The sequence below is a fragment of the Streptomyces sp. NPDC006365 genome (assembly GCF_042870755.1).
Taxonomy (GTDB): domain Bacteria; phylum Actinomycetota; class Actinomycetes; order Streptomycetales; family Streptomycetaceae; genus Streptomyces; species Streptomyces xiangluensis.
The window spans coordinates 144,852-167,523 of record NZ_JBIAHS010000013.1 but is presented as its reverse complement, the minus strand read 5'-3'; the positions used below and the strand labels follow the sequence as shown (position 1 = coordinate 167,523).

Genomic DNA, 22,672 nt, shown 5'->3' with positions numbered 1-22,672 from the left:
GTCGGCCCGGGGGTGTGAGGATCGACGACCATGACCAGCAGCGAGACGACCATGACCAGCAGCGTGCACGAGCCCAGGGGCATCGGCCTGGCCTGGGACGACGATCGGGACTTCGCCGATGCGGACCGGGGGTTCATCGCCCGACTGGAGCCAGGCGTGGTGCGGGCCGCGGACGGCCGGGTCGTGTGGGACGCGGACGCGTACGGCTTCCTGGACGGGGAGTGTCCGCCGACCGCGCATCCCTCGCTGTGGCGGCAGAGCGGGCTCGTGGCGCGGCAGGGGCTGTACGAGGTGGTGCCGGGGATCTACCAGGTGCGCGGCCTTGACCTGTCGAACGTGACCTTTGTGGAGGGCGAGCGCGGTGTCGTCGTCATCGACCCGCTGATCAGCGCCGAGGTGGCCGCTGCCGCCCTCGCCCTGTACCGGGAGCACCGCGGCGAGCGGCCCGTGACGGGTGTGATCTACACCCACTCGCATGTCGACCACTTCGGCGGTGTCCGCGGCGTCGTCGATCCGGCCGAGGTCGCGGCCGGGCGGGTACCGGTCATCGCCCCGGCCGGGTTCCTGGAGCACGCCGCCAGCGAGAACGTCTTCACGGGTACGGCGATGGCCCGCAGGTCGGGTTACATGTTCGGGGCCGCGCTGTCGAAGGGGCCGGCCGGGCAGATCGGCTGCGGGCTCGGGCAGACGACGTCGACCGGCAGCGTCGGCCTGATCGCGCCGACGGTCGACATCACCCGCACCGGGCAGGTGGAGACCGTCGACGGGGTACGGATGGTCTTCCAGCTCACGCCGGGCACGGAGGCTCCGGCCGAGATGAACTTCCACTTCCCCGATCTGGGGGTGCTGTGCGTCGCGGAGAACGCCTGCCACACGCTGCACAACGTGCTCACCCTGCGCGGGGCGCTGGTGCGGGACCCCAGCGCCTGGGCGCGGTATCTGACCGACACGATACGGCTGTTCGCCGACGACACCCACGTCGTCTTCGCCTCCCACCACTGGCCCACCTGGGGCCAGGAGCGCGCGATCCGCTTCCTGGAGGAGCAGCGCGACGCCTACGCCTATCTGCACGACCAGTCGGTCCGGCTGATCAACGCTGGGTACACCGGTGCCGAGATCGCCGAGGAGCTTACCTTCCCGCCCGCGCTCGCCAGTGCGTGGCACGCGCGCGGCTACTACGGCACGCTCAGCCACAACGCCAAGGCCGTCTACCAGCGCTACATGGGCTGGTTCGACGGCAACCCGGCCCACCTGTGGCAGCACCCGCCCACCGAAGCCGCCGTCCGGTACGTGCAGTTCATGGGCGGACCCGACGCGGTGGTCGCCAAGGCGTGCGCGTCGTACGAGGCCGGGGACCTGAGGTGGGTCGCGGAAGTGCTCAGCCACGTCCTGTTCGCCGAGCCCGAACACCGCGAGGCTCGCGCCTTGCAGGCGGACACCTTCGAGCGGCTCGGCCACGGCTCCGAGTCCGGGCCACCAGCCACAGATCGACCACTACCTCTACGGAGCCGTCGCCGCCGTGAGCCAGGTACTCCCAGGGATGCTGGAGCGAGGCAGCGGCGATCCCGGTCGGCGGACGCGTCCGAGGTGTGGAGAAGGCACCCGTGGCCGGAGCGGCGGTGACGCTGATCTCTCTGGAAGGACGTCCGCTGGGCCGCTCCGTCACCCAAGCCGACGGCTCATACGGCATGGAGGCGCCCAGCGCCGGATCGTACGTGCTCATCGCCTCCGCGGACGGCTACCAGCCGCAGGCCACGACGGTGGTCGTGGCCGATGAGCCGGTGGCCTACGACATCCTGCTCAGCGGCACCAGCGGACGGAGCGGTGTGGTGCGCTCCGCGGACACCGGGGACCCGATCGCCGCTGCCGCGGTCATCGTGACGGACGTCCGCGGGCATGTCCTGGCCAACGAACAGACCAACGCCTTCGGCGAGTTCGGCCTCGTGGGCCTGGTGCCGGGAACGGTCACCCTCGCGGTCACCTCCCCCAAGCACCGGCCGCTCGCCCAGCCCGTCGACATCGGCGCCGGCGGCACACACATAGAGGTCGAACTGCTTCCCGGGGCCCACCTGCGCGGTACCGTGCGCGGCGGTGGCGTCCCGCTCAGCGACGCGCGCGTCACACTGGTCGACTCTGCCGGCAACGTGGTCGCCACCACGACGACCGGCATCGACGGGGCGTACGCCTTCTCCGACCTGGACAGCGACTCATACATCGTCACCGCCACGGGTTACCCGCCTCGGGCGGCCGAGGTCGCCGTCTCCGGCGGCGGCGTCGACGGCCTCGACGGCCTCGACGGCGTCGACATCGAACTCGCCCACACCAGCGAGTAGTCCAAAAGCCCGGCCCGCGGACGGTTTCCCAGCGCGGGAGGCTCGTCGTCCGTTGAACCCCAGCGCGTCGCCGTCGCCTCGAAATCGGCGAAGGGCCTTCCATCTGGTGGCCTGCGCCGCCTCCACGACCCGGACCCAGCCTTACCCACGAACAGGAACGACTCGCTGGACACTGACTGTCACCCGACTGCACGCGCTCGGCTCACGCTCACGATGCGCAGTCGGGCGGACGTGGCCCTTCAGTCCTTCCTCCCTGGTTCCGCCGAGGCGGAGCACGCCTGACCGGCACGGAGCATGGCTTTGTAGAGGGCGCGGGGCTCGGGCGAGTCGGGCAGGGGGCCGCGGGCGGGGGCCTCGAAGGACTGGAGCATCAGGGCGACGACGCGTTTCCAGGCGTCGGGAGCGGAGTCGCCGGTGGCGTTGACGACGCCGGCAGTGGCCATGTGCACCAGCACCAGGTCCTCGGGGCTGAAGTCCTCACGCAGACGTCCGGCGGCCTTGGCGCGGCCGATGAGCTGGACGACGCCCTCGTACGCCTGCTCTCGGCGCTCCTCCAGAGCCTTGGCTCTGGAGAAGGTCATGTTCAGCACGTCGGCGAAGCCGTAATCGGCGGCCTGCATCGCGCAGCCGGTTTCGATGAACCCCGCGAGACCGCGCCAGGGATCGGGGTCATCGAGGGCGACGCCGACCGCGTCGACGTAGGCGTCCATACGGTCGGCGAAGACCGCGGCGACCAGTTCCTCCTTTGTCGGGAACCGGCGGAACAGGGTGGCGATGCCCACCCCCGCCTCGCGGGCCACGGAAGCCATGGAGGCATGCAGGCCGTCACGCCTGAACACCGTGCGCGCGGCGGCGACGATCCGCGCGCGGTTGCGCTCGGCATCGCTGCGCAGAGGCTGTGCGGCAGGGTCATCGCTGGATCGGGCGCCAAGGTTCATGACACTCAGTCTACCGAATCGGAATGCCCCATCCAGTTTCAGTGCTATCGTAGACACCGCAGAACCGGACAGGCCTTTCCGGATTCCCGAATCGGATACCCCTTTCCGAATCGAGCGAACCGATGCCAAGGAGTTGATGATCAGTGCGCGCTGTGACACTGGCGCAGGTACCCGGCAGCCCCGAGGTGACCGAGGTGGCGGTGCCCCGCCCGGAGGCCGGTGAGGTGCTGGTGAAGGTGGCCGCCTCCTCGGTGAACGGGTTCGACCTGGGCACGGCGGCCGGATACCTGCGGGGCAAAATGGAGCACCGCTTCCCGCTGATCCCCGGCAAGGACTTCGCCGGCACCGTCGAGGCGGTCGGTGAGGGTGTCGAGGGTTTCGCGGTCGGCGACGACGTGTTCGGCGTAGTCACCAAGGCGTACCTGGGCACCGGTTCGATGGCGCAGTACGTCGCCGTTCCCGCTGCCATCGGCATCACCCACCGGCCCGACGGGGTCTTGGTGCGTGACGCCGGCGCGCTCGGGCTGGCGGGCACCGCCGCCTTCGACGGTCTCGCCCTGCTCGGCCCGCTGGAGGGCAGGACGGTGCTGATCTGCGGTGCCACCGGCGGCGTGGGGGCCATCGCCGTACAGCTGGCCGCGGCCCGGGGCGCGAGGGTGATCGCCACGGCCAAGCCGGGTTCCGAGAGCGGCTTCGTCTCGGCGCTGACCGACGCCGAGGTGACCGTCATCGACTACCTCCAGGACGTGACCGCGCAGGTCCGGGCGATCGCCCCTGACGGCGTGGACGCGGTGCTGCACCTCGCTGGCGACCTGGCCGAGCTCACCGCGCTCACCCGCGACGGCGGCGCCATCGCCTCCGCCCTCGCCGTCCCCGAGGCCTCGGAGGACCGCAAGCTGCAGACCGCCATGATCCAGTCCAACCCGACCGCCGACACCCTGTCCACCCTCGCCGGGCAGGTCGCCTCCGGCGCCCTCACGGTGCCGGTGAACTCCGAGTTCGACCTCGAGCGTGCCCCCGAGGCGTTCACCTCGTTCGGCGCCGGCACCGTCGGCAAGATCGCCATCACCGTCGCCTGACCAGTCCATATCCCAGACGCTTCCCCCACAACACGAAAGGACTTCACCATGCCCAGCATCGCCATCGTCGGAGCCGGCCCCGGCATGGGCCTCGCCATCGCCCGCACCTTCGGCTCGCGCGGCTACGACGTCGCTCTCATCGCCCGCAACCGCGCCAAGCTCGACGACCTCGTCGGCCGACTCACCGCCGAGGGCATCACCGCCGCGGCATTCCCGGCGGACGTGCTCGACCACGACGCGCTGACCCAGGCCCTCAAGGACGCCGCCACCCGCTTCGGCGGCATCGACGTCCTGGAGCACTCCCCCGCTCCCAGCATCGGCTCCATGAACCTCACCTCCCCGTCCCAGACCAGCCCCTCCGATGTGCAGGGATGGATCGACTTCCTGCTCTACAGCGCCATCACCGCCACCCAGGCCGTCCTGCCCGCGATGCGTGAGTCCGGCGCGGGCACCCTGCTCTTCACCAACGGCGCCGGCTCGGTCGACCCCATCCCGATGCTCGGCAACGTCAACGCCGCCCAGGCGGCGCTGCGCAACTGGGTGCTCAACCTGCACAAGGAGCTGGCCGGCACCGGTATCCAGGCCGCGCACGTCGCCATCGGCGTGTGGATCGGCGCGGGCGGCCCTCCCGGAACCCCGACCGCCGAGGCCGAGGACATCGCCCCTCTCTACTGGGACCTGCACACCCAGCGCGACGAAGCCGAGCGCGTCTTCACCGTCTGACGCCTCCCAGCTCTCCCCCGTTGAATCTTTGTTGAACCTTGATCCGCTCCATCCTCATCCGCCGCGGCGATCCCCGCCGCGGCGCGACCGAAGAAGAAGGTCTCCGCTCCGATGAACGTGTTCCTGTGGATTCTGCAGGGCGTCCTCGCCGCGTTGTTCGTGGCCGCCGGCGTCACCAAGTCCACCCAGCCCCGCGAAAAGCTCATGTCCCAGCTGCCGTGGGTCAGTGACGTCTCGACCCCCGTGGTGCGTCTGATCGGCGTCGCCGAACTCGCCGGCGGCCTCGGGCTGATCCTGCCAGGTGCTTTCGACATCGCCACGGTGCTCACCCCGCTGGCCGCCACCGGCCTGGCTGTGATCATGGTCCTGGCCATGGGCCTCCACGCCCGCCGCAAGGAGCCGCAGGCCATCGGGTTCAACGCGATCCTGCTCATCGTCGCCGCGGTCATCATGTGGGGCCGTTTCGGGCCCCACTCCTTCTGACCACCCGGTCCCCCGCACCTTCACAGCGGCCCGGCCCGCGACCACGCCGGCCGGGCCGCTCCCTCCCAACCCCTGTCCGCCAATCGGAGACGACCGTGGAACTGGGCATCATCTCCCTGTCCGACCTGCAGACCGACCCCACAACAGGAAAACTGCACGACCCGGGGCGCCGCACCCGCGAGATCGTCTCCTACGCCATCGCCGCCGACCAGGCCGGCCTGGACGTCTTCGGTCTCGGCGAGCACCACAGCTGGGACTTCGCAGTCGCCAACCCCGCCGTGCCGCTGGCCGCGATCGCCCAGGCCACCGCCCGTATCCGGCTGGCCAGTGCCGTGTCGGTGCTGTCCACCGCCGATCCGGTCCGGCTGCACCAGGACTTCGCCTCCCTCGACCTGATCAGCGACGGCCGCACCGAGATCATCGCGGGGCGCAGTGCGTTCGTCGAGGCGTTCCGCCTGTTCGGCGTGGACCTCGAGGACTACGACGACGTGTTCGCGGAGAGGCTGCGGCTGCTGCTCGCCATCCGTGAGAACCCCGAACACGTCACCTGGCGCGGACGGTTCCGCCCGGCCATGGACGGCCTGTCCGTCCAGCCCCCGCCCCAGCAGCCGCAGTTGCCGCTGTGGCTCGGCGTGGGCGGCACCCCCTCCAGCGCGGAACGCGCCGGACGCCTCGGCCTGCCCATGGTGCTCGGCCTCATCGGCGGGGACATCCGAAGTGTCCGCCCCCTCGTCGAGCACTACCGCGCGGTCGGCACAGCGGCCGGCCACCCCGCCGACCGGCTGCGGCTCGGCAGATCCGGCCACTTCTACGTCGGCCGCACCTCCCAGGGCGCACGCGACGACGTCTTCCCCTTCTACAAGGAATACGTCCGCCCCAAGCCGCCCACCGGACGCGGCTTTCACATCGGACGCGCCGAGTTCGACGCCGCGGCGGTACCGTTCGGCGCGCTGATGGTCGGCAGTCCCCAGGAGATCATCGACAAGATCCTCGCCGAACGCGAAGTGCTCGGCATCGACCGCTACATCGGACAGGTCGATTTCGGCGGTATGCCCGCCGGGATGGTCCACGACTCGATCGAGCTTCTCGCCACCGAGATCGCCCCCGTCATCCGCAGGGAACTCGCCCCACCGGCCGGACCGGCCGCAGCCTGACGAACTACTGAACCGTCGTCGCGGACGTCGGCGGCCACGATCTTGCGACATGCGCATCCTCTTTGAAACGACGATCGTCCTGCTGAAGCACCCGACCCGACGTCAGGCGTCCCAGGATCCTCGCCACGACCGTGATCGACGATCGACCTGAAAACCTCGACGAGGGTGGCGGCGTGGGGATTGGCCAACGCCCGGTCGACGTAGGACAACCCGGTTGCTCAACTCCTTCTGCGGGGTCTCAGCAGACGCAGGACGCTGATGTAGACCCGGTGCAGCGGAGTTCGTCGGCCTGACCCGGGTCGTCTTCACCGGCGGTCGTAACACAGTGGACGAAGACGCGGCCCGCGTCGAGGCAACGCAGTGCGTGGTGCTGTTGACCCGGATGGACGGGTCGTCGACTCCTGTGGACGCCAAGGCGCTGAGCGAGGTACTGCTCGCCGAGTACGACGAGTTACTTGCCCGCCACACCCCCGTTTTTGTTCCACTCCGGCCGTTACCCCCTGCTCAGCTCCAGCGGAGTCCCCCCGCTTCGGCTGACCGGACTGTGGCTGAGGGCCTCGGGTGCCGCTGGTCCGGCGACTGCACCACCGACACCAACATCAACCTCCAGATGGCCGGGCGGTCGTCACCGGCATGCCCCGAACTGTCGAATGTCGAAGGTCGCCGCAGCACTGGGCTGCGACATCGATGCCCCCGCCACGCGCGCCGAGCTGTGGTTCGCACTGCAACCTGACGACCGGTCCTGAGGCAGGATCGGGGCCGCGGTGCCGGCCGAGATGCCGAAGCCGGCCGGGGCTGCGCGAGACCGTCGCGCCGACGCATCGTGACCCACTCGAATCAGCGGGGCGCTGAGAGCCGCTACCGGTTGCCCCGGGAGGCGGCCGATCCCCGTACTCGACTCGAGCCGGGATGGTCCGCGAGATCGCCGCCCGCACCTGTCTGGACCCGGACGGGCTACGCGGCGTTCCCGCCGGGGCCGCGCTCCCACACCGCATCACACACGCCGCGCCCAGGTCGAACTCGGCGGTTTCGGTGGTCACGGATGTGTCGGCAGCCTGAGATTCTGCGCCGTGGCGTCAGGGTTCGCGTTCGTCTGGAGCACGTTCATGATCCTGTGCTCGAACAACCAACCGGCGTCCGTCCGGACAAGTCGATCATCCCAGCGGTGAGTGATGACATAGAGCCCATCCCGTGCCAGTTCACGCGGGACCTGGCGGAACACCAGGATGTACGACATCTGGGTCGCCTTGTCACCCTCGATGGTGATGACGTTGTCGGTGGTGGCATGCACGGTAGAGAAGAGATGTCCCGTCATTCCGAAGCCAATGTCGATAGGCTCTCCATGCGCCTGGGCGTCAAAGAAGGCTGCGATGGCCGCTCTGCCCTCGTGGCGCGGGCCCGCCTCGAGTACGCCGTTCTCGGTGAAGGCCGCGGCACAATCGGCGCCGCGCAACTGGTCGACCATGTGATTGAAGCGTGCGGTAAGGCCACGGATGGCCAACTCGTCAGCGACCCTGTCGGGCACGTGGATCCTCCTTGATCGCTCCGTGCAGCACGGAGTTGTGAGCTTGATGGCGTCCGGTCCGGGCGTGGACGGGAGGTGTCGACGCCCGGACGTTGCGAAATCGGGCCGGCGCGATGGATGTCCGCCCCACTAGGGACATCGCCGCCAGTCCCTGGGCTGCGGTGGAGCGCGGTCTGTCGCCCCGCGCTCCGCCGAGCTTCCTGGGTCCGGTTCACTCAGACTGCTGGGGTCACCGGGCGCAGTACGAAGTCGTGGGTCACGGTGTGGTAGGGCGCATCCAGGCCGCGCGCCTTGAAGTCGGCCGGGTCGTCATGGAGCTGTGTGACGTGCACGCTGGACTCGGGCGTCGTGCGGGGTTCGAGGGTCTTGTAGACGATCGGGTCGCTTTCGAAGTAGGACTGCGTGGTCAGCGTGTGGAAGCCGGCGGCGGTGACGATCGTGTGGATGTGCAGCGGGCGGATGTCGACCCGGTCCAGTGTCTTGATGAGCCTGCCCAGAGGGCCGTCCTCGGCGATGCCCATGACCTCGATGCCGGGCATGACCGTCCGGTACTCGAAGCGACCCTCGTCGTCCGTGAGCAGCTTTCCGCGCAGGTTGAACGGGGGCAGGCTCTCGTCAAGGTCTATGACCAGAGGCCGGATCATCTCCGCAGTCAAGTTCGAGTAGTCGCCCTTGGCGTTGGTCATCCAGATGTCGAGCTCCGCGCCCGCGATCGGCTCGCCGCTCGTGGAGCGCACCTGTCCCGAGACGAAGAGCACCTCGCCGGGTTCGTCGGGGCGCATGGGCAGCGCGTACGGGCGTTCCAGGACCGGCGCCCCGGGCACATAGGCCGGCCCCCTGCCGACCCAGGGGCTCGCACCGTCCTTCTCCGGATTCGCATACGCGGCGCCCAGGTTGGCCTCCAGTACCGGATGCATGAAGAACTGGTAGGTCGTCATGGGTATTTCGCCGGCTTCGGCGAGTTCCAGGGCCCATGCGATGGCTCGCTGGAACTCCTGCTCGGTCACTCCGTGCTTGATGATCAGATCCGCGATCGTCAACTGGAGGTCGTCGAAGACGACCTGGAGCCTGGTGCTTTCCGACGTGCTCATCAAAGTCCCCTGCCGGTGGTGGGCGTTGGGCCGCGACGGCCCCCGGAACCCCCAATTGGATTGGGTGCTCCAGTTGAGGTTACATCAACTGGAAAAGGCTATCCACTACTCAGTTGAAGTCACGGAGTCCGGCAGGTCGTGACGGTTCTTGATCGTTGCGGTACGACGGCGTCATGCGGTACGCGCATGGGGGCGGGCCGACACCCAGGGAGCAGGAGAAGCGGGAGCGGGTGCGCCTGGAGGCGGCCGAGCGGTTCGCACGCGGTGAGAAGACCGAGGCCGTCGCGAGGGATCTGCGGGTGACGGCTCGGTCGGTGCGGCGCTGGCGTCGGGCGTGGGAGCAGGGCAGCGCGGACGCGTTGCGCTCGAAGGGGCCGGCGTCGGTGGAGCGGCTATCCTGGCGCACACCCATCAGGACCAGGACGCAGGAGTGTGCCTTCCCGAGCCGGACCTCGGGGTGCACGCCGTCGGCCCACACGTACACGTAGTCGGTGTCCGGCAGGTCGCGGCGCTGGAAGGCGGCGTGGTCGTCCTGCCACTGCTTCGTTAGCCGGGTCACGGTTGCGGGCGACAGGCAAAAGAGCGGCAGACGAGTCAGGCTATACGCCGGGTTCTGTGCACAGGAGGAGGCCCGCTCGTTGGCTTGTCAACACGCAGCTGCAGCACATCGCCTAGCGGCGCTCGTTCGCCACACGCTCACAAGGACAGAAGAACCCCGCGCCTGGTACCAGGCGCGGGGTTCTTCGTCGTCGTAGGATGCGCAGCTCCGCTCCGGGAACAGATCGCCTGCGATCACGGTCACAGGCGACGTCTTCCGCACCGTCGAGCGCGAGTGCCCCGCCCCCCGCGCGCGAGATGCAGGGGCAGGGCACTCGTTCACGTCAGGTCAAGAACCGGCAAGTTGGCGAAGCACGTAGTGAGACATGCTTCGATTGCCGTTCTTAACGCTATTCACCGCCGCCGTTTGACCTCACTCTCGACCAACCACACAAAACGCCTGGCCAGAGGCGTGCCGAGGGATACAAAGAGGCACTGACTCGCAGTTGGTGAAGCACCTCAGTTCACATGCTTCGGCTGCGGTACTCGGGATCGCCACCTCCCCTGAAATCCGACGTTGCGATCGCCCCGGGGTCCGAGCCGGGCTTCCGCGCTTGGCACCGGCTTCGTCGGTCATGGGTGGGCATGGCAGCGCTGCTGCGGGCAGGCGAAGACCAGTCGTCCTGAGCGAAACCGACGCGTTCGGCTGACGAGTCGAGAGCGGCTCGTACTTGAGGAAGGAGGCTGTCGGTCCAAAACTGACGATCACCATTGACACCTGGGTCTCCGATCACTAAGGAGATCCACATGCCGAAGTGAGCCGGCGGTGGCCCGGAAGGGTGCTTCGCTCAGGCGTCGGCGCCAGGACTGTCCAGTCGTTGCGGGGTGGCTGCCGCAACCTGCTCTTCTATCCGGTGCGCCGCGGACTTCAGGTCGTCGAGGTGGCGGCGTGCCACCTCCTGCGCGGGCATGACCGTCCTGCGCCAGGTCACGTTGACGCACCCCAGCACCTCCCCGTGCACCCGGATCGGCAGGGCGATCGAATTGCGACCGTCGAAGTCGTACTCCGGTGCGCGCACGCTGTATCCGCGTGACCGAGTGGTCGCCAGCAGCCGGCTCAGCCACTTCGAGTCGTGGGCGTAGGCGTTACCGGGGGCGTCGTGTTCGCGAAGACGTCGCAGGACCGCCTCGCGCTCCCGCTCGGGGCAGAAGGCGATGTAAGCCCGGCCCGAGGCGCCGAGCAGCATGTGCGAGCGGAAGCCGATGGGGGCGACGGGGACGACCTCGTCGAAGTAGGCCCTCGGGCTGTTCGTGTCGATGGTCTCCATGTAGTCCAGGCGCGGCACGGTGAGCACGGAGGGCCACATGACGCGTTCGCACAGCTCTTCCAGGACCTGCGTCGCCAGCTCGCCGAGCCACTCGGTGTCGTCGTACGGGACGCGCTGCGGCCTGAGGCTCGCGAGGAAGGCTCCGTCGGCGAGCCGTTGCCACACCAGTCCCTGCTGATTGCAGGTGTGAAGGATCCGGAGGAGTGTGGCTTTGGGGATGCCGGTGACCTGGTACAGGTCGTGCAGACTGGCGGCACGCATCTCCTGAAGGGTCCGCAGCACGTGCAGGCCGCGTTCCAGAGAGCTGATCGTCTTCACTTGGTAGTTCCGCATGGGACCTGCTCTCACCTGCGAAGATGCGGCGGGCGGAACCAGGCTGGAATCCGCACAGCGAGCGTGGTCGGCACGGCGGTGGGCGAGCGGCCCTCGTCGACGTTCGTCGCACCCCATGCCGACACACGCCCGTGGACCAACAGGAGGCGGGGTGTGAGGACGAGCGACACGACCCCGGACAAGGACGCCGGGGCATCCCAACCGTCTCGGCATCACCTCTCCACGGCCGAGGACGACGGGATGTCGAGCGCCCTGGCCGGTACGCCGGGTGAGCGGACGTCTCCACAGTGCGACGACGTGGTTCTTGGCCTGGTGCGGGCCACGGGTGAAGCCGTTTTCACGGTCGACGCGGCCTGGCGGATCACCTTCGCCAACGACTCCGCCGAGCGACTTCTCGGCCCCGGTCGACTGTTCGGCGACGACCTGTGGGAGATGCCCGCGGCTCGCGTACCCGGCCTGGAGGTTCAGTGCCGCCGTGCCTCCGTCGGGGGGAAGACGGTCGAGTTCGACCTCCGATGGCCCGGTGACCGAGGCCTTCGGAGGGTGCGCGTGATCCCGGTCCGGGATCGCGGTCAGATCATCTCCCTCTCCGAGGCCACCGAGCCGAGGCAGACGGAAGTCGGGCAGAACGCCCGGACGCAGTCCCCCGATCGGTTGGCGAGCCGGATGAGCGAGTAGACCATGGCAGGCGTTAGGTAATGCCGGCCGCAGACATCGCTGTCGCCGAAGAGTTGGCGGCGTGCGCCCAGCCGGAGACGAGCCGCGGCAGCTTCCCCTTCGGCGGCGCCACCGCCCCGCTCTGCCCTCCGGCCAGGGCGCCTGTCAAACGGGGCCGGAGGGCGATTGCCTGTCGCGGTAGGCGCGTGGACCCGTTCCGTAGTGGTTCTTGAACGCCCTGGTGAAGTGGGAAGCGTCTTTGAAACCGAGACCGAAGGCGATGTCGGTGATCGTCCGCCCCGCATGCCGAGGGTCCGTGAGGAGCCGCGCGGCGCGTTCGAGCCGCCGCTCCTGGATCGACCGGGAAGGTGAAGTGCCCTCGGCACGGAAGAGCACCTGCAGATACCGGATGGACACACCAAGGGCCTCGGCGACCATGGCGGGCGAAAGCTGCGGGTCCGCGATGTGCTCCGCGATGTACTGACGGGCCCGCAACCACTGTGCCGATCGAGGGAGCGCCGAGCCGTCACCAGAGGCGGGCCCCTTGGGCAGAGCAGCACCCAGGAGCTCCAGAACATTGATGCCGACCTGCTGGACGACATCGGGCGCCAGTTCGGCCGCGTGCCTGGCCAGCGAGCGGAGGTAGGGCGAGAGCAGGGCGCCTACGCCGTGATCGCCTCGAACGACGGTCGCCGTCACGTCCTGCGGCAGCCGACAGTATGCGGTGAACAATGTCCGGGGGATCCTCAGCGATACCAGCCCGAATCGGTCGGGGCCCGTGATCCGGCACGGACGGGCGCTGTCGTAGAGGGTGAATTCTCCCGGCCGCAGGACCGCGTCGCGCTCGTCCTGGGTCACGATGACCGACCCACGGACGGCCAGGTTGACGAGGAAGTCGTCCTGTGGCGACCGGCGTATCAGTGATGGCGTCCTGAACACGGTGTGCGGATCGGCCTCGACCGTGGCCACCTGCATGCCGGCGATCGCGTGAGTGCTGACCGTCCCCTGGAAGCCCTCGGTGCGGCGCCGCGGCGCGGTGACGTCGTAAGGGACGAACGCCTCGCTGACCACCTGGCGCCAGTACGACAGCTGTGAGGGGTCATCGACCGTCGCTGTGGAGAATTCCAGACTCATGCGGTCACCTCGCTGCCGACCCTGCACGGACAAAGGAGACCCGTGTGCGCGCAGAGTCAACAATCCCGTGCGGCGGGAGTCAAGACCTGGCCATACGTCTCCATCTACGTTCGGCGTGGGGCCAGGAACCGGCGCCCGCCGGCGGCAGCCGCACCGGAATCGGTTGTTGCGAAATCCCCTCCTTCCCCGCCTTCAGAAAAGAGGACAGATGACCACGTCCGAAGAGATCATGAAGCAGCACGTCGCAACAGAGTCACGGGTTGACCTCATGCGGGACAAGTACGCACTCGAAGAGGGCTATATCAGCGACGACAGCACTCCGTGGGTGCCGTTCGCCCCCAACGTCTTCATCAAGCACCTCACCTTTGACGTCCGGACCAGCAGTGCCGCGAACGTGCTGTGGGTGCAGGAGGGCGGTGTGCTCGGCCGCCACCGCCACCGCGGCCCGGTCTCCGGTTACGTACTGGAAGGCAGCTGGCGCTACATGGAATACGACTGGGTCGCGCGGCCGGGCGACTTCGTCCGCGAGAGCCCGGGGCGGAGCCACACGCTCTACTCCGAACGTGGCATGAAGACGATGTTCTGGCTCAACGGGCCGCTGGAATTCCTCGACGAAGAGGACCGCGTGCTCGAAACGGTCGATGTCTTCTGGTTCATCGATCATTACGAGAGCCACTGCAAGGCGAACGGAATAAAGATCAACGAGAGGCTTTATCTGTAACGTCGGCCCTTCACGGTGAGCGGCCCACCGGGGCGGAAGTCATGGTCGGCTCTGCGATGTCCTCGACGACGACAGCCGCACCGGGGACGGTCCGACGGGCTCCGCCACCGGGCCGGCCGGGGCACCGCCACGGCGACCAGCATCTGCATCCTCTGGGCAATCCCCACGGGGAGACCAACCAGGACTCATCCGTTTCTCATAGGCTCCACGGCCTGCGCCCCGGCCTCGATCCCGCCACAGCGGCGACGCAGCGGCAGCCGCCTCCCGTCTCCGTGGGCTGTCCGCGGACCCCGCCTCCCGGCAGGCGGCGTCGATCAGTCCGGGAGGCTGCGGACCAGCCGTGGCGGCGGCCTCGATCTTTGTTGCGGCCACGGCCGTACACGTGACAGAACAACCGGTCCGGGCTCGTCACCGCGTCCGGGCGTAGCCACGCGGATATCCACCGCCAGCATCAACCGGCCGTCAACAGCACGAGGAAGGGTGAGCCCGGCCAGCGCGGTCCGCAACAGCTGCACGTCGATCCGACCCTGATTCACCGCGTCGTACATCGCACCGTGCCCGCGCCGGTGTTCCGGCGCCAAACTCAACCCCACCAACGATTTCACCGGCCCGTCAGTACACAACAGCGCATCCGTCAACTCGAACAACGCATCCCCCGAGCGGTCAGACAGCGGTGCAACTCCCGCCGGAAACCCGCCAGTTCCCCGGCCGCGTCCACCGGACACACGTCATGCACGCTGTTCAACGAGACAGCCCTTGGTATTGATGCTCTTCCCTCGACAAGAAGATCATCGACCAAGAGCTGTTCCCATGGCCAACCAGGGGTCACCACCGACCAGCATGGGTTAACAACAAGCCAAGAGCGCGGTCCCCAGCCACGCGCTAATCCTGGCCTCAGGTTGATCGGAGACAATGAGCGGCAAAAAGCATCGACTGGAAGGGGGCGGGCCGGCGTGCGGATCATGATCGCGGATGATGAAGTGGCCATCCGTGAGTCGCTGGAGCGGGTGCTCCAGGTCGAGGGTTACGACACCAGCACCGTCACCAACGGTCTCGCCGTGCTCGACGGGGTCGGTGGGGTCGGCGGTGACACACTGGATCTGCTGATCCTCGACGTGATGATGCCCCGCCTCGGCGGGTTGGAGACCTGCCGGCGGTTGCGGGCCGCGGGTCGGGATCTTCCGGTGCTGATGCTGACCGCCCGTGACCAGGTCTCCGACCGGGTCACGGGGCTGGACGCGGGCGCCGACGACTACCTGCCCAAGCCGTTCGCCACCGAGGAGTTGCTGGCCCGGGTGCGGGCCCTGCTGCGCCGGCGCACGCCGACCGACGGGGAGTCGCAGATCCTGTCGTTCGCCGACGTTCGGCTCGATCCCGACAGGTTCGAGGCGTGGCGGGGCGGGCGGCCGCTGCGCCTGACCCGGACCGAGTTCTCCCTCCTGCAGGTCCTCATGCGCAACGCGACCCGGGTCTTGACCCGCGACGCGCTGTTCGAGGCGATCTGGGGCTTCGACATGAGCGCCACCGCCAACAACCTCCAGGTATACGTGAGCTACCTGCGCCGCAAGATGGAGGCCGAGGGTGAGCCGCGATTGATCTACACGCTGCGCGGCCTGGGATACACGTTGCGGGAGACTCCTCCGTGAGCAGGCCCGCCGGCCGGGAACCGCGTCGGCTGACCCGATGGTGGCGCCGGCGATCCCTGCGGACCAGGCTGACGGTGATCGCGGCGACGGCCATCGCGGTCAGCGTGTTCGTGGCCTTCCAGGTGGCCAGCGAGCTACTGGGCTGGGAGCTGCAGGACACCGCCGAGAATCAGCTACGCGCCGACTCCCGCGTCCTGGCGACGAACGCGCAGCGCGCCGGTCTGGCGCAGGTCCAGCTACCGCCGTATCCCGGATCCGGTCGGCTGGTGCGGGTCATCCTGCCCGACGGCTCGACCCGGACGCCGGCCGGCCAACCCGCGCTGCCCCCCGTCAGCGAGCACGCCGGGCGCGTGGCGCAGGGCGCGTCGGCCGACCTGATGGAGTCGAACGACAGCGACGACGACGGCTACCTCATCTACACGCTGCGTGCGGGCGACGGCGCGGTCCAGGTGGCCCAGGTCGCCGACGACAGCCCGATCAACCGGTTCGGGTTCGGCATGCTGCTGATCGGGCTGCTCTGCGTGGTCGGCGGCGCCCTTGTCGGGCGGACCGTGGCGCGGACCGGGCTGGCACCGATCGACCGGCTGACCGCCGCCGCGGTACGTGTCGCCCACACCCGGGATCTCGACGCCGACATCCCGGATGAGGGCGGTGGGGAGATCCGGCGACTGATCCAGTCGATCAACGACATGCTCGCCGCGCTCCGGGACTCCCGGCGGGCCCAGCGGCTGCTCGCCGAGGACGCCGCCCACGAGCTCAAGACCCCGCTCACCAGCCTGCGCCTCAACGTCGAGCTGCTGATCCGGCTCAATCGGCGCGGCACCCTGGACAGCGCACTGCCGGCGGAGAGCCGGACCCGGCTGCTCAACGATCTCGGCGCCCAGGTGGCCGAGTTGAGCACCCTTGCCGCCGAGCTGACCGACCTGGCGCGCGGTGACGTCAGCGACGAGAACACCGAGCTGCTCGACCTCGCCGACGTGGTGGGGGCCGCCGCGACCCGGGCGCGTTCCCGTGTGCCCGACATCGAGGTCGCGCTCGACGTGACCTCCGTGTGGGTGAGCGGGCGTCCCGCTGCGCTCCAGCGGGCGGTGCTCAACCTCATCGACAACGCCGGCAAGTGGTCCCCCGCGGACCAGCCGGTCCAGGTCCGGCTCCGTGCCGAGGGCGCGTCGGCGGTGCTCGAGGTCGACGACGCCGGGCCGGGCATCGACGCCGCCGACGTACCGCGGGTGTTCGACCGGTTCTACCGTGCCGACAGCGCCCGGGCGTTGCCGGGATCCGGTCTGGGGCTGTCGATCGTGCAGCGGGTCGTCGACGCCCACGGCGGCCGGGCCACCGTCGCCCGCTCCGCACGCGGTGGCGCGCTGCTTCGGGTCGACCTTCCGGCCGCGGCCCCGCCCGCCCCGATCGCGCGGCTCACCGCCGGGGAGGACACCGCGGTGCGCTGACCCGCCCCGGCGGCGCGGCGCAGGACAAGGGACGGCGGTCGGCATGGCCCCGCGCGGCTCACCGTCGGGGCAGGACACCGCGGTGCGCCGACCCCAGCCCCGGCCGCACGGCGCAGGACAAGCGGCCCACCACCGGGCAGGACACCGCGATGCGCCGACCCCAGCCCCGGCGCGTGGCGCAGGACCAAAGGGCGGCGACCGTCGGGCCCATGAAAGATCCGGGACGGGCCTGGGTCCCCGTCCCGGATCTCGTCCGTGCCGCCGCGCTCACCGTTGCAGCGCGGGCTCCTCCTCGTCGGCGAGCGGCTGTTGACCGTCCGGCAGCTTTGCCGCTGGACGGGACAGCCGGCTCGGCCACCACATCCGGCGGCCGATCAGCAAGGTGAGGGCGGGCACCAGGACCGACCGCACCAGCAGGGCGTCGAGCAGCACGCCGAAGGCCACCAGGAACCCGACCTCGACCAGCATCACCAGCGGAAGTGTGACGAGGACCCCGAACGTGGCCGCCAGGACCAGGCCTGCCGAGGTGATGACGCCACCGGTGGCGGAGAGGGCTTTGAGCATGCCCTCTCTGGTGCCGAGGCGCACGGTCTCCTCCCGGGCCCGGCTGGCCAGGAAGATGTTGTAGTCGACGCCGAGCGCCACCAGGAACAGGAATGCCAGCAGCGGCACCGAATAGTCGACGCCCTTGAACCCGAGGATCGTGTCGAAGACGAACACGCTGCCGCCGAAGGCCGCGGCGAATGAGACGATCACGGTGGCCATCAGGACCAGCGGGGCCAGGATCGCGCGCAGCAGCAGCCCGAGGACGATCAGGACGACGGCGAGCACCAGCGGGATCACCAGCTTCTCGTCGCGCTTGGTGGTCACCTCGGTGTCGAGGTTCTCCGCACTCGGCCCGCCGACGATCGCCTCCGCCCCGCTCACCGCGTGCACGGCGGTGCGCACCCGCTTGATCGTGTCGTACTCTGCGACGGTGTCCGGCGCGTCCTTCGGGAACACGGAGATGTTGGCCCAGCCACCGCTGGTCTGCTCCGGGACGGCCAGGGCCACACCGCGAGTGTCCTTGACGATGTCGAGCACCCGCTCCTGGTGCGCCGGCCGCGTGAAGATCGTCATTGGCTGGCCGCCGAGCTCCGGGAAGTGCTGGCGGAGAACGGTGAAGCCGGTGACCGACTCCGGCGCGGACAGGAACTGGTCCTGCTCCCGCAGGGCGCCGGTGTTGCCCGCCAGCCCGAGGGCGAGCACGCCGAGGACTCCGAGCGAGCCGAGCGTCGCCACCCACCGGCGGCGGCTGATGGCGGTGCCGAGCCGTCCCCACAGCCCCGGCTTCTCCGCCACGGCCGTGCTGAACCGCGGGATGGCCGGCCAGAAGATCCGCCTGCCGAGCACCACGAGCACCGCCGGGAACAGCGTCAGCATGGCCACCAGCGCGCACAGGATGCCGGCCGCACCGATCGGGCCCAACCCGCTGGTGCTGTTCAGGTCGGCGACGAGCAGGCAGAGCAGGCCGGCGACCACGGTGGCCGCGGACGCGACGATGGCCGGCGCCGCGCTGCGCAGCGCGTGGACCATCGCGACCCGGACGTTCTCATGGTGGTGCAGTGCCTCCCGATATCGAGCGATGAGCAACAGCGCGTAGTCCGTGCCGACGCCGAATACCAGGATCGTCAGCAGCGCCGAGTTCTGGTCGTTGACCACGATGCCGAAGCCCTTGACGAGCAGGTAGACGGTCCCCATCGAGGTCAGTGCGGCCGCGCCAACGGCCACCAGCGGGATGATCCACAACACCGGGCTGCGGTAGGTGAGGATGAGCAGGAGCGTGACGACGAAGATGGTGGTGAGGAGGACCTGCACGTCGATGCCGTCGAAGACGGCATCCATGTCGCCGTCGATCGCGCCCGGGCCGGTCACGTCGAGTTCCAGGCCGGAGGGGCGGCCCTTCGCGGCGTCACGCAACGGGCCGACGATGTCCTCCGGTGCGCCGTAGGTCGTGCTCACCTCGAGGGTGAACATCATCGCCTTGCGGTCGGTGGAGGGGCTCGTCGGTGAGCCCTCTTCGTCCTCGCCGGCCGCCGCCGTCGCCTTCGGCGGGTACCGCTTGGCAAGGGTGTTGTAGTGGCGCTCGACCGTCGCGCGGTCGGCGTCGGTCATGCCGCCGGCGCGGTGGTACACGAAGACGAACGTGTTGTCGTCACCGTCGGGGAGACTGTCCTCCAGTACCGCGACCTTGGTGGACTCGGCACTGGCCGGCAGGGTGTCTACGGCGCTGTCGGTGGTGACCGAGCTCAACTTTCCGCTCAGCGGCACCATGCCCGCCGCCAGCACCAGCCACAAGCCAATCACTAACCACGGCACCCACCGGCCTGCCAACCGACCGGCCGGCGCTTCCCCGGACGGCGCTGCGTTGACTGCCATCACTAGCCTCCTACATACGGGTTACATCGCTGATCTGATGCCTACTTCCTAACGAGCGAACCTGAGACGACCGTTAGAGCCTGTGAAGTAGCCGGCGGGACGAGGAGGAGCATGGATTCTTCACGATCTCGCAGGCTTCCTACGACGCCATCAAACGCTCCGTGGGAGTCAGTCAACTTCTAGCCCCTCGTGTGACGGTGAGCCCTGCCCCAGCCAGCTCAGGGCAAAGGGCGGATCAGCGTCGGCGGGACACGTACCGGCCACTACTCGATCAGCATGAAACAGCAAGCGCCCCGCCAGGCCGAAGCCTGACGGGGCGCTTGTGCGAGACTCTTGTGCGACCGCCGGTAGCAGCGAGTCAGCGACCAGATCCTCTGGTATCCGAGCCGATCAGCTCAAGAACCGACAAGTTGGCGAAGCACGTACTGCATGATGCCGCCGTTGCGGTAGTAGTCGGCCTCGCCGGGGGTGTCGATGCGGACGACCGCGTCGAACTCGACGCCCGTGTCGGTGGTGACCTTGACCGTGCGGGGCGTGCGGCCCTCGTTCAGCTCGGTCACGCCGGTGAAGGAGAAGGTCTCCTCGCCGGTCAGGCCGAGGGAGGCGGCCGAGGCGCCCTCCGGGAACTGGAGCGGGAGTACGCCCATGCCGATGAGGTTCGAGCGGTGGATGCGCTCGTACGACTCGGCGATGACGGTCTTGACGCCCAGCAGCGCCGTGCCCTTCGCGGCCCAGTCACGCGACGAACCCGAGCCGTACTCCTTGCCCGCGAGGACGACGAGCGGGATGCCCTGCTCGATGTAGTTGCGGGAGGCGTCGTAGATGAACGACACCGGACCGCCGTCCTGGGTGAAGTCGCGGGTGTAGCCGCCCTCGGTCCCCGGCGCGATCTGGTTGCGCAGGCGGATGTTGGCGAACGTGCCGCGGATCATGACCTCGTGGTTTCCACGGCGGGAACCGTAGGAGTTGAAGTCGCGGCGCTCGACGCCGTGCTCCGTGAGGTACTTGCCCGCCGGGGTGTCGGCCTTGATCGCACCGGCCGGGGAGATGTGGTCGGTGGTGACCGAGTCGCCCAGCCTGGCGAGGACGCGCGCGCCGGTGAAGTCGGTGACCGGCGTGGTCTCCATCGTCATGCCCTCGAAGTACGGGGGCTTGCGGACGTACGTCGACTGCGGGTCCCACTCGAAGGTGTTGCCGGTCGGGATCGGCAGCGCCTGCCACTGGGCGTCGCCCGCGAAGACGTCGGCGTAGGACTTGTTGAACATGTCCTCGCCGATGGCGTTCGCCACGACGTCGTTGACCTCGGCCTCGGTCGGCCAGATGTCCTCCAGGTATACGGGCTTGCCGTCCTGGTCGGTACCCAGCGCGTCCTTGGTGATGTTCACCTTCATGGAGCCCGCGATGGCGTACGCGACGACCAGCGGCGGGGACGCCAGGTAGTTCATCTTGACGTCGGGGTTGATCCGGCCCTCGAAGTTGCGGTTGCCGGAGAGTACCGAAGTGACCGCCAGGTCATGCTCGTTGACCGCCTTGGAGACCTCCTCCGGCAGCGGACCCGAGTTGCCGATGCAGGTGGTGCAGCCGTAACCGACCAGGTTGAAGCCGACCTTGTCGAGGTAGGGGGTGAGCCCCGCCTTGTCGAAGTAGTCGGTGACGACCTTGGAGCCGGGGGCGAGGGTGGTCTTGACCCAGGGCTTGCGCGTCAGGCCCTTCTCGACCGCCTTCTTGGCCACAAGGGCGGCGGCGACCATGACGTACGGGTTCGAGGTGTTGGTGCAGGAGGTGATGGCCGCGACCGTCACGGCACCGTGGTCGATCTCGTACGTCGAGCCGTCGGGGGCGGTGACGGTGGTCGGGCGGCTCGGGGCGCCGTTGGGGGCGACGGCCGGGGCGTCGGAGGCCGGGAAGGACTCCTGGCCCGCCTCGTCCACGGTGTCCACGTAGTTGCGGACGTCGGTCTTGAACTGCTCGGCCGCGTTCGCGAGGACGATACGGTCCTGCGGGCGCTTCGGGCCGGCGATCGACGGGACGACCGTCGACAGGTCGAGCTCCAGCTTCTCGGAGAAGTCGGGCTCGGCGGCCGGGTCGAGCCAGAGGCCCTGCTCCTTGGCGTACGCCTCGACGAGCGCCAGCTGCTGCTCGCTGCGGCCGGTCAGCTTCAGGTACTTGATGGTCTCGGCGTCGATCGGGAAGATCGCGGCGGTCGAACCGAACTCCGGCGACATGTTGCCGATGGTGGCGCGGTTCGCGAGGGAGGTGGCGGCGACGCCCTCTCCGTAGAACTCCACGAACTTGCCGACGACGCCGTGCTTGCGGAGCATCTCGGTGATGGTCAGCACGAGGTCGGTGGCGGTGGTGCCGGGCTTGAGCTCACCGGTCAGCTTGAAGCCGACGACACGCGGGATGAGCATCGAGACCGGCTGGCCGAGCATCGCGGCCTCGGCCTCGATACCGCCGACGCCCCAGCCCAGCACACCGAGGCCGTTGACCATGGTGGTGTGCGAGTCGGTGCCGACGAGGGTGTCGGGGTACGCCTGGCCGTTCCGGACCATGACCGTACGGGCCAGGTGCTCGATGTTGACCTGGTGGACGATGCCGGTGCCCGGCGGTACGACCTTGAACTCGTCGAAGGCGGTCTGGCCCCAGCGCAGGAACTGGTAGCGCTCGCGGTTGCGGCCGTACTCCAGCTCGACGTTCTGCGCGAAGGCCTCGTTGGTGCCGAACTTGTCGGCGATGACGGAGTGGTCGATGACCAGCTCGGCCGGGGCGAGGGGGTTGATCTTCGCGGCGTCGCCGCCGAGCTCCTTGACGGCCTCACGCATGGTGGCGAGGTCCACGACACAGGGCACGCCGGTGAAGTCCTGCATGATCACACGGGCGGGGGTGAACTGGATCTCCTGGCTCGGCTGGGCCTGTGAGTCCCAGCCACCGAGGGCCCGGATGTGGTCGGCGGTGATGTTCGCGCCGTCCTCGGTCCGGAGCAGGTTCTCCAGCAGCACCTTCAGGCTGTACGGAAGGCGAGCCGAGCCTTCCACCTTGTCCAGCCGGAAGATCTCGTACGACTCGTCGCCCACGTTCAGTGTGGCGCGGGCGTCGAAGCTGTTCGCCGACACGACAGTCTCCT

General features: G+C 68.9%; 17 protein-coding genes and 3 pseudogenes. 11 read left to right on the top strand and 9 right to left on the bottom strand.

Annotated features, from left to right (window positions below; translation table 11 throughout):
* Positions 1-51 precede the first annotated feature (51 nt).
* Positions 52-1,623 (top strand): alkyl/aryl-sulfatase, encoded by a 1,572-nt coding sequence (locus tag ACFYO0_RS30740; protein WP_388682706.1) that lies wholly within the window; start codon positions 52-54, stop codon positions 1,621-1,623.
* Positions 1,620-2,333 carry a collagen binding domain-containing protein gene (locus ACFYO0_RS30735; RefSeq protein WP_388682542.1) on the top strand — a complete coding sequence of 238 codons (714 nt, stop codon included), beginning with the start codon at positions 1,620-1,622 and terminating at the stop codon, positions 2,331-2,333. Before ACFYO0_RS30740 ends, ACFYO0_RS30735 begins: the two co-directional genes overlap by 4 nt.
* A 239-nt stretch (positions 2,334-2,572) precedes the next feature.
* Here the strand turns inward: ACFYO0_RS30735 and ACFYO0_RS30730 are convergent, their stop codons facing one another.
* Positions 2,573-3,271, bottom strand: a complete 699-nt coding sequence (locus ACFYO0_RS30730; protein ID WP_388682540.1) for a TetR/AcrR family transcriptional regulator — start codon at positions 3,269-3,271, stop codon at positions 2,573-2,575.
* Positions 3,272-3,414: 143 nt separating this feature from the next.
* On the opposite strand from ACFYO0_RS30730, the gene ACFYO0_RS30725 reads away from it, so the two are divergent.
* From ACFYO0_RS30725 to ACFYO0_RS30710, 4 genes are all read left to right on the top strand, one after another.
* Positions 3,415-4,350, top strand: a complete 936-nt coding sequence (locus ACFYO0_RS30725; protein WP_388682537.1) for an NADP-dependent oxidoreductase — start codon at positions 3,415-3,417, stop codon at positions 4,348-4,350.
* A gap of 48 nt (positions 4,351-4,398) precedes the next feature.
* Positions 4,399-5,073: an SDR family NAD(P)-dependent oxidoreductase gene (locus ACFYO0_RS30720; protein ID WP_388682535.1), complete on the top strand. Its 675-nt coding sequence runs from the start codon at positions 4,399-4,401 to the stop codon at positions 5,071-5,073.
* A 111-nt stretch (positions 5,074-5,184) separates the two neighbouring features.
* Positions 5,185-5,556, top strand: a complete 372-nt coding sequence (locus ACFYO0_RS30715) for a DoxX family protein (RefSeq protein WP_196463117.1) — start codon at positions 5,185-5,187, stop codon at positions 5,554-5,556.
* Between the two features lie 95 nt (positions 5,557-5,651).
* Complete coding sequence (locus tag ACFYO0_RS30710) at positions 5,652-6,710, top strand: LLM class flavin-dependent oxidoreductase (RefSeq protein WP_388682532.1); 1,059 nt, start codon at positions 5,652-5,654, stop codon at positions 6,708-6,710.
* Positions 6,711-7,746: 1,036 nt separating this feature from the next.
* Here ACFYO0_RS30710 and ACFYO0_RS30705 read toward each other — a convergent pair.
* Both ACFYO0_RS30705 and ACFYO0_RS30700 read right to left on the bottom strand, forming a co-directional pair.
* Positions 7,747-8,235 (bottom strand): nuclear transport factor 2 family protein, encoded by a 489-nt coding sequence (locus ACFYO0_RS30705; RefSeq protein ID WP_388682530.1) that lies wholly within the window; start codon positions 8,233-8,235, stop codon positions 7,747-7,749.
* Between the two features lie 215 nt (positions 8,236-8,450).
* Positions 8,451-9,326, bottom strand: a complete 876-nt coding sequence (locus ACFYO0_RS30700) for a catechol 1,2-dioxygenase (protein ID WP_388682528.1) — start codon at positions 9,324-9,326, stop codon at positions 8,451-8,453.
* 173 nt (positions 9,327-9,499) lie between these two features.
* Between ACFYO0_RS30700 and ACFYO0_RS30695 the strand changes: the two are divergent.
* Positions 9,500-9,637 (top strand): annotated as a pseudogene (locus ACFYO0_RS30695) (hypothetical protein); the annotation flags it as partial.
* An 83-nt stretch (positions 9,638-9,720) separates the two neighbouring features.
* Here the strand turns inward: ACFYO0_RS30695 and ACFYO0_RS30690 are convergent.
* Positions 9,721-9,900: pseudogene (locus tag ACFYO0_RS30690) on the bottom strand (transposase); the annotation flags it as partial.
* An 811-nt stretch (positions 9,901-10,711) separates the two neighbouring features.
* Positions 10,712-11,524 (bottom strand): IclR family transcriptional regulator C-terminal domain-containing protein, encoded by an 813-nt coding sequence (locus ACFYO0_RS30685; RefSeq protein ID WP_388682526.1) that lies wholly within the window; start codon positions 11,522-11,524, stop codon positions 10,712-10,714.
* 153 nt (positions 11,525-11,677) lie between these two features.
* On the opposite strand from ACFYO0_RS30685, the gene ACFYO0_RS30680 reads away from it, so the two are divergent.
* Entirely contained in the window at positions 11,678-12,202 is a 525-nt protein-coding gene (locus ACFYO0_RS30680) for a PAS domain-containing protein (protein WP_388682524.1), read from the top strand.
* Between the two features lie 144 nt (positions 12,203-12,346).
* Here the strand turns inward: ACFYO0_RS30680 and ACFYO0_RS30675 are convergent, their stop codons facing one another.
* A complete protein-coding gene (locus tag ACFYO0_RS30675; protein ID WP_388682522.1) occupies positions 12,347-13,315 on the bottom strand; it encodes a helix-turn-helix domain-containing protein in 969 nt (322 codons plus the stop codon).
* A gap of 208 nt (positions 13,316-13,523) precedes the next feature.
* Here ACFYO0_RS30675 and ACFYO0_RS30670 point away from each other — a divergent pair, with 208 nt between their 5' ends.
* Entirely contained in the window at positions 13,524-14,036 is a 513-nt protein-coding gene (locus ACFYO0_RS30670; protein WP_388682520.1) for a 2,4'-dihydroxyacetophenone dioxygenase family protein, read from the top strand.
* Between the two features lie 358 nt (positions 14,037-14,394).
* On the opposite strand, the pseudogene ACFYO0_RS30665 reads toward ACFYO0_RS30670, so the two are convergent.
* Positions 14,395-14,772 (bottom strand): annotated as a pseudogene (locus tag ACFYO0_RS30665) (transposase); the annotation flags it as partial.
* A 217-nt stretch (positions 14,773-14,989) separates the two neighbouring features.
* Between ACFYO0_RS30665 and ACFYO0_RS30660 the strand changes: the two are divergent.
* Both ACFYO0_RS30660 and ACFYO0_RS30655 read left to right on the top strand, forming a co-directional pair.
* Positions 14,990-15,682 carry a response regulator transcription factor gene (locus tag ACFYO0_RS30660; protein ID WP_388682517.1) on the top strand — a complete coding sequence of 231 codons (693 nt, stop codon included), beginning with the start codon at positions 14,990-14,992 and terminating at the stop codon, positions 15,680-15,682.
* Entirely contained in the window at positions 15,679-17,130 is a 1,452-nt protein-coding gene (locus ACFYO0_RS30655; RefSeq protein ID WP_388682515.1) for an ATP-binding protein, read from the top strand. Before ACFYO0_RS30660 ends, ACFYO0_RS30655 begins: the two co-directional genes overlap by 4 nt.
* 267 nt (positions 17,131-17,397) lie before the next feature.
* Here the strand turns inward: ACFYO0_RS30655 and ACFYO0_RS30650 are convergent, their stop codons facing one another.
* Both ACFYO0_RS30650 and acnA read right to left on the bottom strand, forming a co-directional pair.
* On the bottom strand, positions 17,398-19,548 hold the full coding sequence (locus tag ACFYO0_RS30650; RefSeq protein WP_388682514.1) for an MMPL family transporter: 2,151 nt from the start codon (positions 19,546-19,548) through the stop codon (positions 17,398-17,400).
* Between the two features lie 395 nt (positions 19,549-19,943).
* Positions 19,944-22,661, bottom strand: coding sequence for an aconitate hydratase AcnA (acnA, locus tag ACFYO0_RS30645; RefSeq protein WP_388682512.1), 2,718 nt, complete (start codon positions 22,659-22,661; stop codon positions 19,944-19,946).
* Between the last annotated feature and the right edge of the window lie 11 nt (positions 22,662-22,672).

What these genes read in the sequence shown, in the direction of transcription:
- ACFYO0_RS30740 (WP_388682706.1), top strand. Translation starts at nt 52, where the DNA reads ATGACCAGCAGCGTGCACGAGCCCAGGGGCATCGGCCTGGCCTGGGAC.
- ACFYO0_RS30730 (WP_388682540.1), bottom strand. Translation starts at nt 3,271, where the DNA reads ATGAACCTTGGCGCCCGATCCAGCGATGACCCTGCCGCACAGCCTCTG.
- ACFYO0_RS30720 (WP_388682535.1), top strand. Translation starts at nt 4,399, where the DNA reads ATGCCCAGCATCGCCATCGTCGGAGCCGGCCCCGGCATGGGCCTCGCC.
- ACFYO0_RS30715 (WP_196463117.1), top strand. Translation starts at nt 5,185, where the DNA reads ATGAACGTGTTCCTGTGGATTCTGCAGGGCGTCCTCGCCGCGTTGTTC.
- ACFYO0_RS30700 (WP_388682528.1), bottom strand. Translation starts at nt 9,326, where the DNA reads ATGAGCACGTCGGAAAGCACCAGGCTCCAGGTCGTCTTCGACGACCTC.
- ACFYO0_RS30685 (WP_388682526.1), bottom strand. Translation starts at nt 11,524, where the DNA reads ATGCGGAACTACCAAGTGAAGACGATCAGCTCTCTGGAACGCGGCCTG.
- ACFYO0_RS30675 (WP_388682522.1), bottom strand. Translation starts at nt 13,315, where the DNA reads ATGAGTCTGGAATTCTCCACAGCGACGGTCGATGACCCCTCACAGCTG.
- ACFYO0_RS30670 (WP_388682520.1), top strand. Translation starts at nt 13,524, where the DNA reads ATGACCACGTCCGAAGAGATCATGAAGCAGCACGTCGCAACAGAGTCA.
- ACFYO0_RS30650 (WP_388682514.1), bottom strand. Translation starts at nt 19,548, where the DNA reads ATGGCAGTCAACGCAGCGCCGTCCGGGGAAGCGCCGGCCGGTCGGTTG.